This is a genomic window from Herbaspirillum hiltneri N3 (genome assembly GCF_001267925.1).
Classification (GTDB): Bacteria; Pseudomonadota; Gammaproteobacteria; order Burkholderiales; family Burkholderiaceae_D; genus Herbaspirillum; species Herbaspirillum hiltneri.
Genome location: NZ_CP011409.1, coordinates 4,916,634 through 4,931,929 on the forward strand (window position 1 = coordinate 4,916,634; position 15,296 = coordinate 4,931,929).

The following is a 15,296-nucleotide window of genomic DNA, read 5'->3' on the forward strand; positions in this document are numbered from 1 at the left end:
CCGTGGCTACTCCCCTTACGCTGATCAGTCATTACCTGTGCCCCTACGTGCAGCGCGTCGCCATCGTGCTGCAGGAAAAAGGCCTGCCCTTCGAGCGCATCGACATCGACCTGGCCGACAAACCCGGCTGGTTTCTGCGCGTGTCTCCGTTGGGCAAGACGCCGGTGTTGCTGGTGGATGGCGAGGCGATTTTCGAATCGGCCGTGATCTGCGAATACCTCGACGACAGCGTGGCGCCGCCATTGCATCCGGTCCACGTGCTGACGCGCGCGCGCCATCGCGGATGGATGGAATTCGGGTCGTCGCTGCTGAACGCCATCGGCGGCTTTTACGCTGCCCCGGATGACGTCAGCTTGCAGCGTCGCGCCGAAGATATCCGCGACAGATTCCTGCAACTGGAAGACGTGCTGGGCGATGGTCCGTACTTTGCAGGCGACGGATTTTGCATGGTCGACGCGGTGTTCGGGCCGGTGTTCCGCTACTTCGACGTGTTCGACGCCATCGCCGATTTCGGCTTCATGGCGACGACGCCGAAAGTACACGCATGGCGCGAGGCGTTGCGGGCGCGTCCTTCGGTGCGTGCCGCAGCGCCGTCCGACTACGAGGCAGCGCTGCAGCTCTTTCTATTGCAACGCAAATCGGCGCTGAGCGCACGAATGAAGTCCGTAGGCATGTGAAGATTACGTGAACAGATGCGCCGCCATGAAATCCACAAACGCGCGCAGCTTGGGAGAGAGATAGGGACTCGACGGCCACAGCATGCGGAAGGTGCCGGAATGGTGAATATAGCTGTCGAGTACGCTCACCAGCGTGCCCTTGCGCTCCTGTTCGCGGATCGAGAAATCCGGCAGGCAGGCGATGCCCAGTCCCGCCTCGGCCATGTGGATCAGCGGCTCGATGGTGTTGACCACTGCGGTGGTCGGCAAGTCGAGCGTGAGGTCTTTGCGCCCCCGCCGCAGCGGCCAGCGTTCCAGCTTGCCGTTGGTCGCAAAGCGGTGATGCAGGCAGGCATGCTGCAGCAGATCGTCGGGCGTCTGCGGCATGCCGGCACGCTTGAGATAAGCCGGCGACGCCGCCAGCCTGAATCTGAACTTGCCGAGCGGCCGCGCCACCAGGCGTGAATCGGCCACGTCGCCGGAACGCACCACAGCGTCGAAGCCTTCGGCGATAACGTCAACCAGCCTGTCGGTGAAATCCAGTTCCAGTTCGATCTCGGGATGCGCGCGCATGAAGGCGCTCAACGCCGGCATCATCAGCATGCCGACGATAGGCATGCTCACGCGCAGCTTGCCGCGCGGTGCTCCCAGGCTATGTGCGAATTCCTGTTCGGCCGCTTCCACCTCGCTGAAGATGCGGCGGCAACGCTCGAGGAAGGCGGCGCCTTCCGGCGTCAGCGTCACCGAACGCGTGGACCGGTGGAACAGCCGCACGCCGAGTCGCTCCTCCAGTCGGGCAATCGACTTGCCGACGGCCGAGGACGACACGCCGAGCTGCTGGCCGGCGGCAGTGAAGCTGCGCGCCTCGGCCGCCTGAACAAAGGCGTTGAGCGAGTTGAGACTGTCCATGCCACTCCTTCGTGCGCAGTGCGCCGATTTTTATTACGGACATATCGGTCCGAGGTGTTTGAAACTATAGCCCAATTGTCCGCAGTCGCTGAAAGCCTTATCTTGGTCGTTCATGCAATGGCGTTTGCCCGTTGCTTCACACCGGACCATCGATATGACTTCTTCCACCAGTTCCGATACCACCGCGCCGGCGTCTGCACGGCCTCACCCGGCAAACGAAGCCGCCGGCAAACTTCCGCTGTCCGGTTTGCTGGCGCTGGCCATGGCGGCATTCATTACCGTCCTCACCGAGGCCATGCCGGCCGGCTTGCTGCCGCAGATGGGCGCCGACCTGCGCGTGTCGGAGTCCCTGATCGGCCAGCTCGTGACCCTGTACGCAATCGGCTCGATGATCACCGCGATTCCGCTCACGGCGACGACACAAAGCTGGGGGCGCAAGCCCCTGCTGATGACCGCCATCGTCGGCTTCGTGGTCGTCAACACCGTCACCGCGATATCGACCAGCTATCCGCTGACCCTGGCGGCGCGTTTCTTCGCCGGCGTGTTCGCGGGAGTGGTGTGGGCGCTGATTGCGGGTTATGCGGCGCGTATGGCGCCTGCGCATCTGCAGGGCCGCGCCATCGCCGTCACGATGGCCGGCATCCCGGTTGCGCTGTCGCTGGGCATCCCCGCGGCGACCTTTCTCGGCGCGAGCGTGGGATGGCGCCTGAGCTTCGGCATCATGAGCGCGATGACGCTGATACTGATCGCCTGGACCATCGTCCGGGTGCCGGATTTCCCCGGCCAGAAAGACGACAGTCGCTTGTCGATCGCCGGAGTGTTCATGCTGCCCGGAGTACGTTCGGTTTTGTTTGTGACGCTGGCGTTCGTGCTGGCGCACAACATCCTGTACACCTACATCGCCCCCTTCCTCGCGCCGGCGGGCATGACGGACCGGGTCGGCGCCATCCTGCTGATTTTCGGCGTGAGCGCGCTGGCGTCGATCTGGATCACCGGCGCCCTGATTGACCGCCGGCTGCGCACGCTGGTGCTGCTCAGCATCGTGCTGTTTTCCCTGGCAGCGGCGACACTGGGCGTGTGGGGCGGCGTCCCGGCGATGGTGTATGCCGGCGTGGCGGCGTGGGGGCTGGCGTACGGCGGCGTGCCGACCTTGTTCCAGACGGCGTCGGCCAAGAATGCAGGCGAAGCGGCCGACGTCGCGCAGGCGATGATCGTGACGGTGTGGAATCTGGCAATCGCCGGCGGCGGGATTGTCGGCGGCGTCCTGCTCGATACCGTCGGGGTGGAATCGTTTCCGTGGGCCTTGCTGGCGCTGCTGGCGCCGACGCTGGCGGTGGCGTGGCTGGCCAGACACAAAGGCTTTCCGGCGACCGGGCACCATTAATCTGAAGGCGGGCGCTCAGGTATAATCAGGCCGCCTCTGTGCGGCTCTTCCGTGGATTTGTCGACACTGAAATACTTGACAGGTCTGCAGCTTGAAAACCATCTCCTCCACTTTATCGGCAATCATCATGGCGCTTGGCCTGAGCGGCTGCATTGCGCCGCCCATCGCGCTGACGCCGCTGACCGAGCAGCGCCTGAAAGTGCAGGCGCCGATTCGTTTCCTGCTGACCTTTGACGACGGTCCGAGCGCCTCCGCTTTTGCCAATCCGACGCTGTCGATTCTTGATGACCTCGCCAACAATCCCCATCAACCCGGCGTCAAGGCGGTGTTCTTTGTCCAGACGCGCGCCAGCGGCGCAGGCGGTAGCGAACTCGGTCGCGAGATCATGCGGCGCGAGCATGCCGAAGGACATATTCTGGGCTTCCATACCAGCACCCGGGGACACACCAATCATCGGGATCTGAGCCCGCAGGCGCTGGAACAATCGCTCACCGACGGCAGCGCGGACATTGCCGCCATCACCGGCGCCAAGCCGGTCTTTTTGCGTCCGCCGTTCTGGAACTTCGATCAGCGCACCTTCGCCGCCTATCAGCAGCACGGCTTTCACGTGCTGATGACCGATGTCAGCCTGAACGACGGCAAGATCTGGGGCTATAACTTCAGCCTGCGCCGCCGCTCGAATATCCTGCGGCAGTTGTCGGAGGTGCGCGAACGCATCGCCGACGGCGAACTGCCGACGGTGGATGGGGTGATCCCGGTGGAAGTCACTTTCCACGATCTGAACCGCTACACCTCGCGCCATATGCTGGAGTACATGCAGATCCTGCTCGACAGCGCGCAGGAAACCGGCCTGAAAGTGGCAGCCAAACCGTTCTACGACGATAGCGCGGCTTTGCAGCGCGCGGTCATGGCGCGCACGGTTACGGATCGCACCAAACCACTGCATTTGCCGGGATTGTGGGCGTGGATGTGGGACGGCAATTCGCACTGAGTGTCCGGATGCGGAGACAATAAAAAACGGCCTGGTTCTTCAATGAACCAGGCCGTTTTTTTACGCCGCCGTAGCCGGCGAGATTGCTTAGCCAACCAGGCCGTGCGCCTGTTGATCCGCGTGGTAGCTGGAACGCACCATGGCGCCGACCGCCGCATGGACGAAACCCATCTTGTAGGCTTCTTCTTCGTACATCTTGAAGGTGTCGGGATGCACGTAGCGGCGCACCGGCAAGTGGTCGCCGCTGGGCATCAGGTATTGGCCGATGGTCAGCATGTCGACGTTGTGGGCGCGCATGTCGCGCATGACTTGCAGGACTTCTTCGTCGGTCTCGCCGAGGCCGACCATGATGCCGGACTTGGTCGGGGTGTTCGGGTGCAAGTCCTTGAAGCGCTTGAGCAGGTTCAGCGAATACTCGTAGTCGGAACCGGGACGCGCTTCCTTGTACAGGCGCGGTGCGGTTTCGAGGTTATGGTTCATGACGTCCGGCGGGGCCATCTTGAGGATTTCCAGCGCACGGTCCATGCGGCCGCGGAAGTCCGGGGTCAGGATCTCGATGCGGGTCTCGGGCGACAGTTCGCGCACGCGCTGGATGCAGGCGGCGAAGTGACCGGCGCCGCCGTCGCGCAGGTCGTCGCGGTCGACGCTGGTGATGACGACGTAGCTGAGATTGAGCTGGGCGATGGTGCGGGCCAGGTTTTCCGGTTCATTCGGGTCGAGCGGATCGGGACGGCCGTGGCCGACGTCGCAGAACGGGCAGCGGCGGGTGCACTTGTCGCCCATGATCATGAAGGTCGCGGTGCCCTTGCCGAAGCATTCGCCGATATTGGGGCAGGATGCTTCTTCGCACACCGTCACCAGATTGTTGGCGCGCAGGATGTCCTTGATTTCGTAGAAGCGGGTGGTCGGCGAGCCGGCCTTGACGCGAATCCAGTCGGGCTTCTTGAGCTTTTCCGCCGGCATGATCTTGATCGGGATCCAGGCCGTCTTGCCGGCGCCCTTTTGCTTGTCGGTGGCATTGCGCAGTGTCGGCGCGGCTGGAGTGATTTCGGTAGTCATAGTAGTGATTTCTTTGGCCATCAAGGCGATGGCGCCATAGCAAAATGCGCAACAAGTTTGTCGGCAAGCAGCGTCTGCACGTCGCTCAGCGGCGCGTCGACATCCAACGTCCGCATGTCGACGGTGGCGAGGCCTTCGTAACCGCAGGGGTTGATCCAGGAAAACGGCGTCAGGTCCATCGCCACATTGAGCGATACGCCATGATAGGTGCAACCGCTGGCGCGGATTTTCAAGCCCAGCGCGGCAATCTTGGCGCCCTGCCACGGCCCTGCGCTGACGTAGATGCCGGGCGCGCCCTGCTTGCGCTCACCAGCGAGATTATACGCCGCCAGCGTGTCGATCACCGCCTGTTCGATCTTTTGCACGAATTCGCGCGCGAACAGGCGCGCGCCGGGATGGTTGCGGCGCAGGTCCATGAGCAGGTAAATCACCACCTGGCCGGGGCCGTGGTAAGTGACTTCGCCGCCGCGGTCGGTCTGGACCACGGGAATGGCATGGGGGTTGAGCACGTGGGCGATGTCGGCGCCCAGGCCGAGCGTGAACACCGGCGGGTGTTCGACGATCCAGAGCTGGTCGGGGGAATCTGCGGTGCGGCTGTCGGTGTACGCACGCATGGCGTCGAAGCTGGCCTGGTAGTCTTCAACGCCGCGCCGGATGATCTGCGGCGCCGGTGGCGCCAGGAGTGCCGCGGGGGCTTGTGGAGCGGTATGCATATGCCCGCAAGTGTAACGAAAATCGCCGGATTGCGCCGGATTGCGCCAGGTTCGGCGCCGGCCGAATTACCCCAAGGAAACTCAGAACCTCTCAACCATCCAGGTCCGGGTACGGCCGCGCAGACGCCGGGCCAGCGTCAGCATTCCCTGGGCCAGCCGCATCAGCCAATGGCGGCGGCACAGTCCGACTTGCAGCCGGCTGGCGGTATCGACCGATTCGATCACCACCAGGCCGTGTCCGGGAATATCCAGGCTCTGGCCGCCGGCCAGCCAGTAATCGGTGCGGCCGCCTTCTATCGTGATCCAGACGCGGCCGCTGCCGACGTGCAGGCAGACCGGACGCGTGACCTGCAGCGACATGACGTCGCCGGCTTGCAGCCGGATGGCTCTCTTAGTGAATATATTTTGCATGATGCCCTCGCTCGGTTGCGCCGGGAAGGTCAGGCAACATGCCCTGCGGTCCCGGCTTGCACATACTTTTTTTACGATCAGTAAGGACATTCTAGTCAGCGCCCCAGGCAAACCAAAACGATATATATTGGCGTCTCTTGCTAGTTTTATTCACATGCCATGGCCGACTTCCGTAAATTGCCGAATCTCGCCGCCTTGCGCGCCTTCGAGGCGGCGGCTCGGCACGACAGCTTTTCGCGCGCGGCCGAGGAAATCCATGTCACGCCGGGCGCCATCAGCCACCAGATCCGCGCGCTGGAAGAAGAACTGGGGCTGCCGTTGTTCACCCGCAACGGCAAGCGCATCGCCATCACCGACGCCGGCCGGCGCTTCGCCGCCGCCATCCGCAACGCCCTGACCGAGATCGCCACCGCCGCCGAAACGCTGCAGGAACAGGGCGGCCGTCAGCGCCTGGTAGTGTCGTCGCCACCCTCTTTTGCCTCGCGCTGGCTGGCGCCGCGGCTGTGGAAGTTCATCGACCACTATCCGGACATCGAGGTGATCCTGCAATCGAGCAGCCATCTCAACGACCTCGCGCGCGACGGCATCGACGTCGGCGTACGCTTCGGGCTGGGCAATTATCCCGGACTGAAAACCGAGTTGATCATGGAGGATTTCTATTACCCGGTGGCCAGCCCTCACTATCGCCAGGGTCGCCTGCCCTCGTCGCCGCAGCAATTGCGCGACTGCGTGTTGCTGCGCATGGACGGCCTGCAGGAGTCCTGGTTGCCGTGGTTCAAGCTGGCCGGTCTGGATCTGCCGGACCCGGCCGGCGGACTGGTGACGGAAGATTCGTCGCTGACCTTGCGCGCGGCTGCCGACGGCGCCGGCGTGGCGTTGACGCGGCATGCCATCGCCTCCCAGGAAATCGCCGCCGGCGAGTTGGTGCGCCTGTTCGACATCGCCTGGAAAAGCGAGCGCGCCTACTATTTCGTGTGCCATGCGGAAACGCTGGGCAAGTCGCAGGTCGGATATTTCCGCAACTGGCTGCTGGAAGAAATCGCGCTGTTCAAATCCAACCAGCGCTGGCCCGGACCCTAACTCGCAAATACCGCCCGAAAACCTCTCTGTTCGACTGCTTGGAAAACGCCGGATGCCCTATCGTTCAGGTATGGAGCGGCGAACAATATAAAACAATTGCCGACAGGTATCCGCCGATCGCGGCTGCCAATGACACCTCTCTCCCAAATTTGCTGCACCGGTTTGCCATCCGCGACGTGTTGCACATCGCCCCGCGCAGGCGACGTTTTATCTTGCCCGTGCGCTACTGCTCACCTGAGAACTGCCGGCGCTTTCCGGTTGGCATGGTGTTGAAATTGTCTTGCAATCGCTTTTGAATATTGTTTGTTTTCGCCAGGAGTCTCTTATGAAAAATCTTAAAATCGGAACACGCCTCGGCATCGGTTTTGTCGTCATCCTCATGCTCATGGTCGTGATGCTCGGCATCAGCGTCTGGCGCTTGCAGCAGATCAATTCCGCCGTGGTGTCGATCACTACCGACTCGATCACCAATGAGCGCAACGCGGTCGAATGGCTGGCGGTGATCCGCGAGAGTGGCATCCGCACGATGGCCGTGATCAAGTCCGAAGACCCCGATACACAGCAATACTTCACTGCGCAGATCGCTGCCGAGTCGGCGCGCATTGCGCCAATGCGCAAAAAGATCGAAGAGATCAACACCTCGCCGCACGAGGTCGCACAGCTGGCCGAGATCAACAAGGTGCGCGATGCCTACCAGGCGACGCGCAACGATATCTTCAAGCTCAAGAAGGCCGGCAATCTCGACGAGGCCAAGAAGATGACGGCCGAGAAATTCATGCCGCTATATGCCTCCTACACCGACGTGGTCGCCAAGTTCCGCGACATGCAGCGCCAGGAAATCAGCACCTCGGCCGACGCGGTCGCCAACTACTATTCGTCCAGCCGCAACCTGCTGATCATCCTCGGCATCGTCGAACTGGTGCTGGGCGGCGCGCTGGCGTGGCTGCTGACGATCAGCATCACGCGCCCGCTCACACAGGCAGTGGGCATAGCCGAAACGGTGGCGGCGGGCGACCTGAGCTCGGACATCGTGGCCGGAGGCAAGGACGAGACCGGCCAGTTGCTCACTGCGCTCAAGACCATGAACGACAACCTGCTCAATATCGTCAGCCAGGTGCGCGTCGGCACCGACACCATCAGCACGGCGTCGAGCGAAATCGCCAGCGGCAATCTTGATCTCTCGGGCCGCACCGAACAGCAGGCCGGCTCGCTGGAAGAAACCGCTTCCGCGATGGAAGAACTGACCTCGACCGTGAAGCAGAATGCCGACAACGCGCGCCAGGCGAATCAACTTGCGGTGTCCGCCTCCGAAGTCGCGCAACAGGGCGGCGCCGTGGTGAGCGAAGTGGTCGACACGATGGGTTCCATCAATGAATCCTCGCGCAAGATCGTGGACATCATCAGCGTGATCGACGGCATCGCCTTCCAGACCAACATCCTGGCGCTGAACGCTGCGGTGGAAGCCGCACGCGCCGGCGAACAAGGCCGCGGCTTCGCGGTGGTGGCGAGTGAAGTGCGCAGCCTGGCGCAACGCTCCTCGGCAGCGGCGAAGGAAATCAAGACGCTGATCGACGACTCGGTATCCAAGGTCGACGTCGGCAGCAAGCTGGTGCAGCAAGCCGGTGAAACCATGAACGAGGTGGTCGCCAGCGTCAAGCGCGTGACCGACATCGTCGGCGAGATCAGCTCGGCCAGCCAGGAACAAAGCGCCGGCATCAACCAGGTCGGCCAGGCCATCACGCAGATGGATGAATCGACCCAACAGAACGCCGCGCTGGTGGAACAAGCCGCCGCCGCCGCGCAATCGCTGCAGGATCAGGCCGGACGCCTGGCGCAGGTGGTCAGCGTGTTCAAGCTGGATCGATAGCACGCAACGGCGTTGCGCCGGATCTGCGGCCGCAAACGAAAAACCGGTTCGCCTCTTGCGAGGATAAACCGGTTTTTTTACGCCTCCGATGAGAGGCGGGAATCGTTAGAGTTTACAGCACGAACTTGACCATCTCATGCGACGACAGCGCGCGGTAGAGATTGTCGAGCTGCTCGCGGCTGGTGGCGCGCACGGTAACCGTCAGCGACAGGTATTTGCCTTGCGTCGAGGGCCGCATCTCGACCTTGCCGGCATGGAAGGTCGGGTCGTGTTCGGTCACCATGTTGATGATGATGTCGGTGAATTCATCGTGCATGACGCCGACGACTTTGATGGGAAAATCGCTGGGATATTCGATCAGCGATTCTTCCGCGGGAATCACGGGCATGGCGGGAATGGCTGGTTCAATGGGATCAGCAGGGTCGTTGGGCAATGACATGGCGGTATGTTGAAAACTTGTATGGGATCCGCCTATTTTACGCCAGTCGCCGCGCTCCTGCGCATGTCTTGCCGGGCGACAAGACATGCGTTCGTTCCGGACGCAGCGATTGTCAGAGCGATGATCAGAGCGCTGCCTTGGCCGCCTGGTAGGCCGCGTACAGCTTGCCGAACACCGGACCCGGCTTGCCGTCGCCGACGCGCTGGTCGTCGATGGCGACCACCGGCAAGACTTCCTTGGTCGCCGACGACAGCAGCACTTCATCGGCGCCGAAAACTTCTTCGCGCGTGATGCGGCGCGCTTCGAACACGATACCCTGCGACTTGCACAGCTCTTCGATCAGGCCGTAACGAATGCCTTCGAGGATCAGGTTGTCCTTGGGCGGCGCCGACAGCTTGCCGTCCTTGACGATCCAGACGTTGGACGACGAGGCTTCGCTGAGGAAGCCGTCGCGGAACTGGATCGCTTCGGTGACTTCGTGCTCGGCGGCATATTGGGCCGCCAGTACATTGCCCAGCAGCGAGGTCGACTTGATCTGGCAATTGAGCCAGCGCTTGTCTTCGAGCGTGACGCAAGCCACGCCTTTGGCGCGGACTTCGGCCGAAGGCACCGCCAGCGGGCTGGTCATCATGAACACCGTCGGCGTCACCGGATCCTTCGGGAACGCGTGGCCGCGCTTGGCGACGCCGCGCGTGACCTGGATATAGACGATCTGGTCATTGAGATCGTTGGCCTGCACCACGCGGTCGATCAGCGCCAGCCATTCGGCTTCGTTATGCGGATTGGTAATACCGATGGTGCCGAGGCTGCGGAACAGGCGCGCAATGTGATGCGTGCCGCGGAACGGCTTGCGGCCGTACATCGGGATCACTTCATACACGCCGTCGCCAAAGATGAAGCCGCGATCCAGCACGGGGATGCGGGCTTCGGAGAGCGGCGTCATGTCGCCGTTGAGGTACACGATGGGGTCGTTCATGGCAGGTCTTCTTAGGGAGGTTCAGAGGGAGATGGATAGCGGAATGGAGACATTCTTGCACAGACCCGCGCAGGCCGTTATGCAAAGTCGGCATCGGGCGATGCCGCTCACCGGCGTCGCCCGGGACCGTTCAATGGTCACAGCGGCTGGATGCTCAGACTGCTGACGTTGCTGTCCGCGTCCTTGCGGGAGAAATGCCAGCGCTGCCGGTGATAGCGCGCCACGGTCTCGCGATGGGCGATGCTGACCACGGCGGCATCGGGCAGCTCTTCCTGCAACAGCGCGTACAAGGCTTCTTCGGTTTCGCCGTCCATGGCGCTGCTGGCTTCATCGAGGAAGACCATCTCCGGCCGCGTGAGGAACACGCGTGCAAACGCCAGGCGTTGCTGCTCGCCCGGCGACAGGCGATTGCCCCAGTTGTTGTAGACGTCGAGCTGATCCTTGAGATGCGGCAGGCGGCACAGGTCGAGATAGTGACGGATCGCGAGGTCGGTGTAGGCGTCCTCGTCGGCCGGATAGGCCAGCACCGAGCGCAGCGTACCGATCGGCAGGTAACTCGCTTGCGGCACGAACATCAGCCTGGCCTTGTGCGGGATCTGAATGTCGCCGCCGCCGTAGGGCCAGATGCCGGCGATGGCGCGGAACAGCGTCGACTTGCCGCAGCCGGAGGGACCGCTGACCAGGATGCGCTCGCCGGGATGGATCGCACCGCTGATGCCCTGATCGCCGCCGATCAGCGTGCGGCCGTCAGGCAGCGCGAGGTTCAGTTTGTCGAACAGGATGGCGCCGACATTGTTGCGTTCCACCGAGATGCTGGCGGGTTGCTTCTGCGCCAGTTCCACCGCGAGATTGAAGCCGGCCAGACGGTTGATGCTGGCCTTCCAGTCGGCCAGCGTGGTGAAGGCGTTGATGAACCACGACAAGGCGTCCTGCACCTGGCCGAAGGCGCTGCTGAGCTGCATCAGCACGCCCAGCGACATGGCGCCGGAGAAATAGCGCGGCGCCGCCACCAGCAACGGAAAAATGATCGCAAACTGGCCGTAGAAATTGGTCGCGATGTTGAGGCTCTTGGTGGTGCGCATGATGGCCCACCAGTTTTGGCGGATGTCTTCGAAGCGCAGGTTGAGTTCGCCGCGTTCGCGCCGCTCGCCGCGATACAGGGCGATGGCTTCGGCATGTTCACGAATCCGGATCAGGCCGAAACGGTAGTTCGCCTCGAAGCGCTCCTGGTTGTAGCTCTGCACCACCAGCGGCTTGCCGATCCACCAGATGATCCATGAACCGACGCCGGCATAGGCGATGGCGAACCACACCATGTAGCCGGGGATGACCCAATCGCGCTGCATGAACGCAAACGAGATCGGACCACTGATGGCCCACAGGATGCCAACGAAGGACACCAGCGTCACCAGGCTGGAGATGAAACCCAGCACCAGGCTGATGGTGTTCGAGGTCAGCGAACGCAAGTCCTCGGCGATACGCTGGTCCGGGTTGTCGGCGATGCGGCCCTGCTCCATGCGGTAGTAGGCGTGATGCTCGAGCCACTTGCCCATGTACTTTTCGGTCATCCAGGTGCGCCAGCGGATCTGCAGCGACTGCGTCAGGTAGATGCGCGCGGTGGCGACCACGATGTAGGCAAAGGCCAGGTAGCTGAACTGCCACAGCAGGCCTTTGAAGGCGACGTAATCCTTGTTCTGCATGGAATCGTACATGGTGCGATTCCAGTCGGTGATGAGTACGTTGATGTAGACCATGACCAGCACCAGCGCGATGATCACCGCCAGCAATCCCCACGCCTTCCCTCGTTCTTCCGAGACCCAGTATGGTTTGATGAGTCGCCAGACGGCGTGGCGGTCAAAGGCGTTGTCGGTGGATTTTTTCTTGTTGGCTGTCATGGATTTTCCGGAGTCTGTGCAAGATCATCTGCGATGATAAGCAATCCGGCCGTTTTCGGCTGCGGAATAAATGCAACCAAGTGCAACCACGCGCCCGCCGGCGGCGCCCGTCAGGCTTCAGCAAGCTACCCGCCCTGTTTTGGTGAACGGGTTAGAATCTCTGTTCTTCGCCGCACCGATTCCATCGCATGAATTGTTTCATGCACACCTCGGTGCCGAACGTGCTCACGATCTGTAGCGAGAGGCCGTCAGCCGGTGTCGGACGGAGCGGAGGAACCGGAATGTACTTGAGTACATGAGGATTCCGAGCACCGCCCGACGCCGGATCACGGCCTCGCAGTAAGATCGTGAGCACGTTCCGGCGACACTCTGGAGATTGCATGCTTGCATGGTTTGAAAAACTGGTTCACCCCTACCCCGACAACGTCATCAAGCCGCCGCCGCGCGGTTTCACCGCCTTCATCTGGGCCTGTACCAAGGGTCTGCGCCGCTATATCGTGGCGATGACCGCATTGACCGCGATCATCGGCGCGTTCGAAGCGCTGCTGTTTGCGATGATGGGCCGTATCGTCGACTGGCTCAGCCATATCGAGCCGTCGCAACTGTGGACGCAGGAGCGCGGCAGCCTGATCTGGCTGGCGGTGGTGCTGGCCGGCAGTCCGCTGCTCATCGCGCTGCAGACCTTCTTCAAGCACCAGACCCTGGCGGGCGCATTCCCGATGATGCTGCGCTGGAAATTCCACCGCCTGATGCTCAACCAGAGCATGAGCTTTTATCAGGACGAGTTCGCCGGCCGCGTCGCCGCCAAGGTGATGCAGACCGCGCTCGCGGTGCGCGACGTGTGCATGATCATGGGCGACATCCTGGTGTTCGTGATGATCTATTTCGTCACCATGGCGGCCGTGGTCGGCGGCTTCGACCTGTGGATGCTGGCACCCTTCTTCGGCTGGCTGGTGCTGTACATGGCGGCGCTGCGCTACTTCGTGCCGCGCCTGTCGAAAGTGGCGCGCAACCAGGCCGACGCGCGCTCGCTGATGACCGGACGCATCACCGATGCCTATACCAACATCGCCACCGTCAAGCTGTTCTCGCACGCCGGTCGCGAGGCCGGTTATGCACGCAGCGCGATGCAGGATTTCTTGGTCACGGTGAATCGCCAGATGCGTCTGGTCAGCGGTTTTGAAATCGTCAATCACTCGCTCAACATGGTGCTGATCCTGTCGACCGCAGGCGTGGCGCTGTGGCTCTGGACGCAAGGCCAGGTCGGCATCGGCGCGGTCGCCGCAGCCACGGCGATGGCGCTGCGCCTGAACGGCATCGCGCATTGGGTGATGTGGGAAATGGCTGCGCTGTTCGAACACGTCGGCACCGTGCAGGACGGCATCAACACGCTGTCGCGCGCGCATGAGGTCAAGGATTTGCCGGATGCGCAGCCATTGGATGTCAGCCGCGGCGAACTGGTCTTCGACAACGTCAGCTTCGCCTACGGCGCCACCGGACCCGATGCGCGCCAGGTAATCGACAAGCTCAACCTGCACATCCGTCCCGGTGAAAAGATCGGCCTGGTGGGCCGTTCCGGCGCCGGCAAGTCGACCATCGTCAACCTGCTGCTGCGCTTCTACGATGTCGAGCAAGGCCGCGTGCTGATCGATGGCCAGGACATCGCGCACGTCACGCAGGACAGCCTGCGCGCGCAAGTCGGCATGGTCACTCAAGACACCTCGCTGCTGCATCGCTCGGTGCGCGACAACATCCTGTACGGCCGTCCCGACGCTGGCGACGACGACATGATCGCCGCCGCGCGCCGCGCCGAAGCACACGAATTCATCGGCAATCTGGCCGATGCGCACGGCCGCCGCGGCTACGATGCCCACGTCGGCGAACGCGGCGTGAAACTGTCCGGCGGTCAGCGCCAGCGCATCGCGATTGCGCGCGTGATGCTCAAGGACGCGCCCATCCTGTTGCTGGACGAAGCCACCAGTGCGCTCGACTCGGAAGTGGAAGCGGCCATCCAGGAGAGCCTGTATCGCCTCATGGAAGGCAAGACCGTGGTCGCCATCGCCCATCGCCTGTCGACCATTGCCGCGATGGATCGCCTGATCGTGCTCGACCAGGGCCGCATCGTCGAGCAAGGCAGTCACCAGGAACTGCTGGCGCACAACGGTTTGTATGCGCGCCTGTGGTCGCATCAGAGCGGCGGATTCCTGGGCGAGGAAGCGTGACGCCGTTGCTCACGCGCGACCGTCAGACGTAGTAGCTGTCGTCCAGCAGCATGTCCTCGAAGAAGGCGCCGTAGCGTCCTTCCGGGTGGCGCAAATGGATCTCCAGAATCCAGCGCATCGCCGACGGCACGCCGTCGAACTCCGCCAGCGATCCGGTATGGATTGCCGCGTGCGGGAAGTCCGATACGCGATGGCCGGGCAAGTCGAAATTGAGCTCCCAGCCGCGCTTGCGCGCTTCGCTATCGGCGAAGGCGTACAACGCTTCTCCGCTCAGTCCCTGCTCGCTCCACGCGCGTCGCGCGGCGTGAAACACGGCTTCCGCATCCCGTGCGCAGCGCGCGTATTTTTCATGATTTCCGATCACGAACGCGGCGCCGCCGTCGCCTTCCCAGGCGCCGTGGCGCGGCGCGATGTCGATGAAGAAGATGTCGTCCTGCTGCAGCACCACGCCCGGTTCGGATGCCTGGCGCATCGGCTTGATGGTGTTGCGGCCGAAGCGCACGCGCGTCGGATGCCAGCTCAGCGTCAGGCCGGCGTCGAGGAGGACTTGTTTGGCCATGGCGACGGCGTCTTCTTCCACCATGCCGGGCTGCACGCGCGACGCGATGTCGCGAATCGCCTGGCGCGTCTTGCCGCGCGCGGCCAGCATGCCCTCCACGGAAAAGGCGGGACCGACGCGCTCGGCGTTCGTGGC

General features: G+C 62.8%; 14 protein-coding genes and 1 other RNA gene. 6 read left to right on the plus strand and 9 right to left on the minus strand.

The window, feature by feature from the left end:
• Window positions 1-2 precede the first annotated feature (2 nt).
• Entirely contained in the window at window positions 3-677 is a 675-nt protein-coding gene (locus tag F506_RS22220) for a glutathione S-transferase family protein (RefSeq protein WP_053201848.1), read from the plus strand.
• 3 nt (window positions 678-680) lie between these two features.
• Here the strand turns inward: F506_RS22220 and F506_RS22225 are convergent, their stop codons facing one another.
• The gene (locus F506_RS22225; RefSeq protein ID WP_053201007.1) at window positions 681-1,565 is read right to left on the minus strand and encodes a LysR family transcriptional regulator; all 885 of its coding nucleotides are present in this window, start codon (window positions 1,563-1,565) and stop codon (window positions 681-683) included.
• 154 nt (window positions 1,566-1,719) lie between these two features.
• Between F506_RS22225 and F506_RS22230 the strand changes: the two genes are divergently transcribed.
• Together F506_RS22230 and F506_RS22235 are read left to right on the plus strand one after the other, a co-directional pair.
• Complete coding sequence (locus F506_RS22230; protein WP_053201009.1) at window positions 1,720-2,949, plus strand: MFS transporter; 1,230 nt, start codon at window positions 1,720-1,722, stop codon at window positions 2,947-2,949.
• 91 nt (window positions 2,950-3,040) lie between these two features.
• Window positions 3,041-3,940: a polysaccharide deacetylase family protein gene (locus F506_RS22235; RefSeq protein WP_053201011.1), complete on the plus strand. Its 900-nt coding sequence runs from the start codon at window positions 3,041-3,043 to the stop codon at window positions 3,938-3,940.
• 87 nt (window positions 3,941-4,027) lie between these two features.
• On the opposite strand, the gene lipA is transcribed toward F506_RS22235, so the two are convergent.
• From lipA to F506_RS22250, 3 genes are all read right to left on the minus strand, one after another.
• The gene (gene lipA / locus F506_RS22240; RefSeq protein ID WP_053201849.1) at window positions 4,028-4,999 is read right to left on the minus strand and encodes a lipoyl synthase; all 972 of its coding nucleotides are present in this window, start codon (window positions 4,997-4,999) and stop codon (window positions 4,028-4,030) included.
• 20 nt (window positions 5,000-5,019) lie between these two features.
• A complete protein-coding gene (lipB, locus tag F506_RS22245) occupies window positions 5,020-5,712 on the minus strand; it encodes a lipoyl(octanoyl) transferase LipB (RefSeq protein ID WP_053201013.1) in 693 nt (230 codons plus the stop codon).
• Window positions 5,713-5,793: 81 nt separating this feature from the next.
• Window positions 5,794-6,123, minus strand: coding sequence for a DUF2917 domain-containing protein (locus F506_RS22250; protein ID WP_053201015.1), 330 nt, complete (start codon window positions 6,121-6,123; stop codon window positions 5,794-5,796).
• 159 nt (window positions 6,124-6,282) lie between these two features.
• On the opposite strand from F506_RS22250, the gene gcvA reads away from it, so the two are divergent.
• Together gcvA and F506_RS22260 are read left to right on the plus strand one after the other, a co-directional pair.
• Window positions 6,283-7,203 (plus strand): transcriptional regulator GcvA, encoded by a 921-nt coding sequence (gene gcvA, locus F506_RS22255; protein ID WP_053201017.1) that lies wholly within the window; start codon window positions 6,283-6,285, stop codon window positions 7,201-7,203.
• Window positions 7,204-7,528: 325 nt separating this feature from the next.
• Window positions 7,529-9,070, plus strand: coding sequence for a methyl-accepting chemotaxis protein (locus tag F506_RS22260; RefSeq protein WP_053201019.1), 1,542 nt, complete (start codon window positions 7,529-7,531; stop codon window positions 9,068-9,070).
• Window positions 9,071-9,182: 112 nt separating this feature from the next.
• Here the strand turns inward: F506_RS22260 and F506_RS22265 are convergent, their stop codons facing one another.
• From F506_RS22265 to F506_RS22930, 4 genes are all read right to left on the minus strand, one after another.
• Complete coding sequence (locus F506_RS22265) at window positions 9,183-9,458, minus strand: HP0495 family protein (RefSeq protein ID WP_053201021.1); 276 nt, start codon at window positions 9,456-9,458, stop codon at window positions 9,183-9,185.
• Between the two features lie 175 nt (window positions 9,459-9,633).
• Complete coding sequence (locus F506_RS22270) at window positions 9,634-10,485, minus strand: D-amino acid aminotransferase (protein ID WP_053201023.1); 852 nt, start codon at window positions 10,483-10,485, stop codon at window positions 9,634-9,636.
• A 137-nt stretch (window positions 10,486-10,622) separates the two neighbouring features.
• Window positions 10,623-12,380 carry an ABC transporter ATP-binding protein/permease gene (locus F506_RS22275; protein WP_053201025.1) on the minus strand — a complete coding sequence of 586 codons (1,758 nt, stop codon included), beginning with the start codon at window positions 12,378-12,380 and terminating at the stop codon, window positions 10,623-10,625.
• Window positions 12,381-12,602: 222 nt separating this feature from the next.
• A non-coding RNA gene (locus F506_RS22930) (sX9 sRNA) lies at window positions 12,603-12,677 on the minus strand.
• A gap of 83 nt (window positions 12,678-12,760) precedes the next feature.
• On the opposite strand from F506_RS22930, the gene F506_RS22280 reads away from it, so the two are divergent.
• Window positions 12,761-14,602, plus strand: a complete 1,842-nt coding sequence (locus tag F506_RS22280; RefSeq protein WP_053201027.1) for an ABC transporter ATP-binding protein — start codon at window positions 12,761-12,763, stop codon at window positions 14,600-14,602.
• Between the two features lie 22 nt (window positions 14,603-14,624).
• Here F506_RS22280 and F506_RS22285 read toward each other — a convergent pair whose 3' ends face one another.
• Window positions 14,625-15,251: a M24 family metallopeptidase gene (locus F506_RS22285; RefSeq protein ID WP_053201850.1), complete on the minus strand. Its 627-nt coding sequence runs from the start codon at window positions 15,249-15,251 to the stop codon at window positions 14,625-14,627.
• Between the last annotated feature and the right edge of the window lie 45 nt (window positions 15,252-15,296).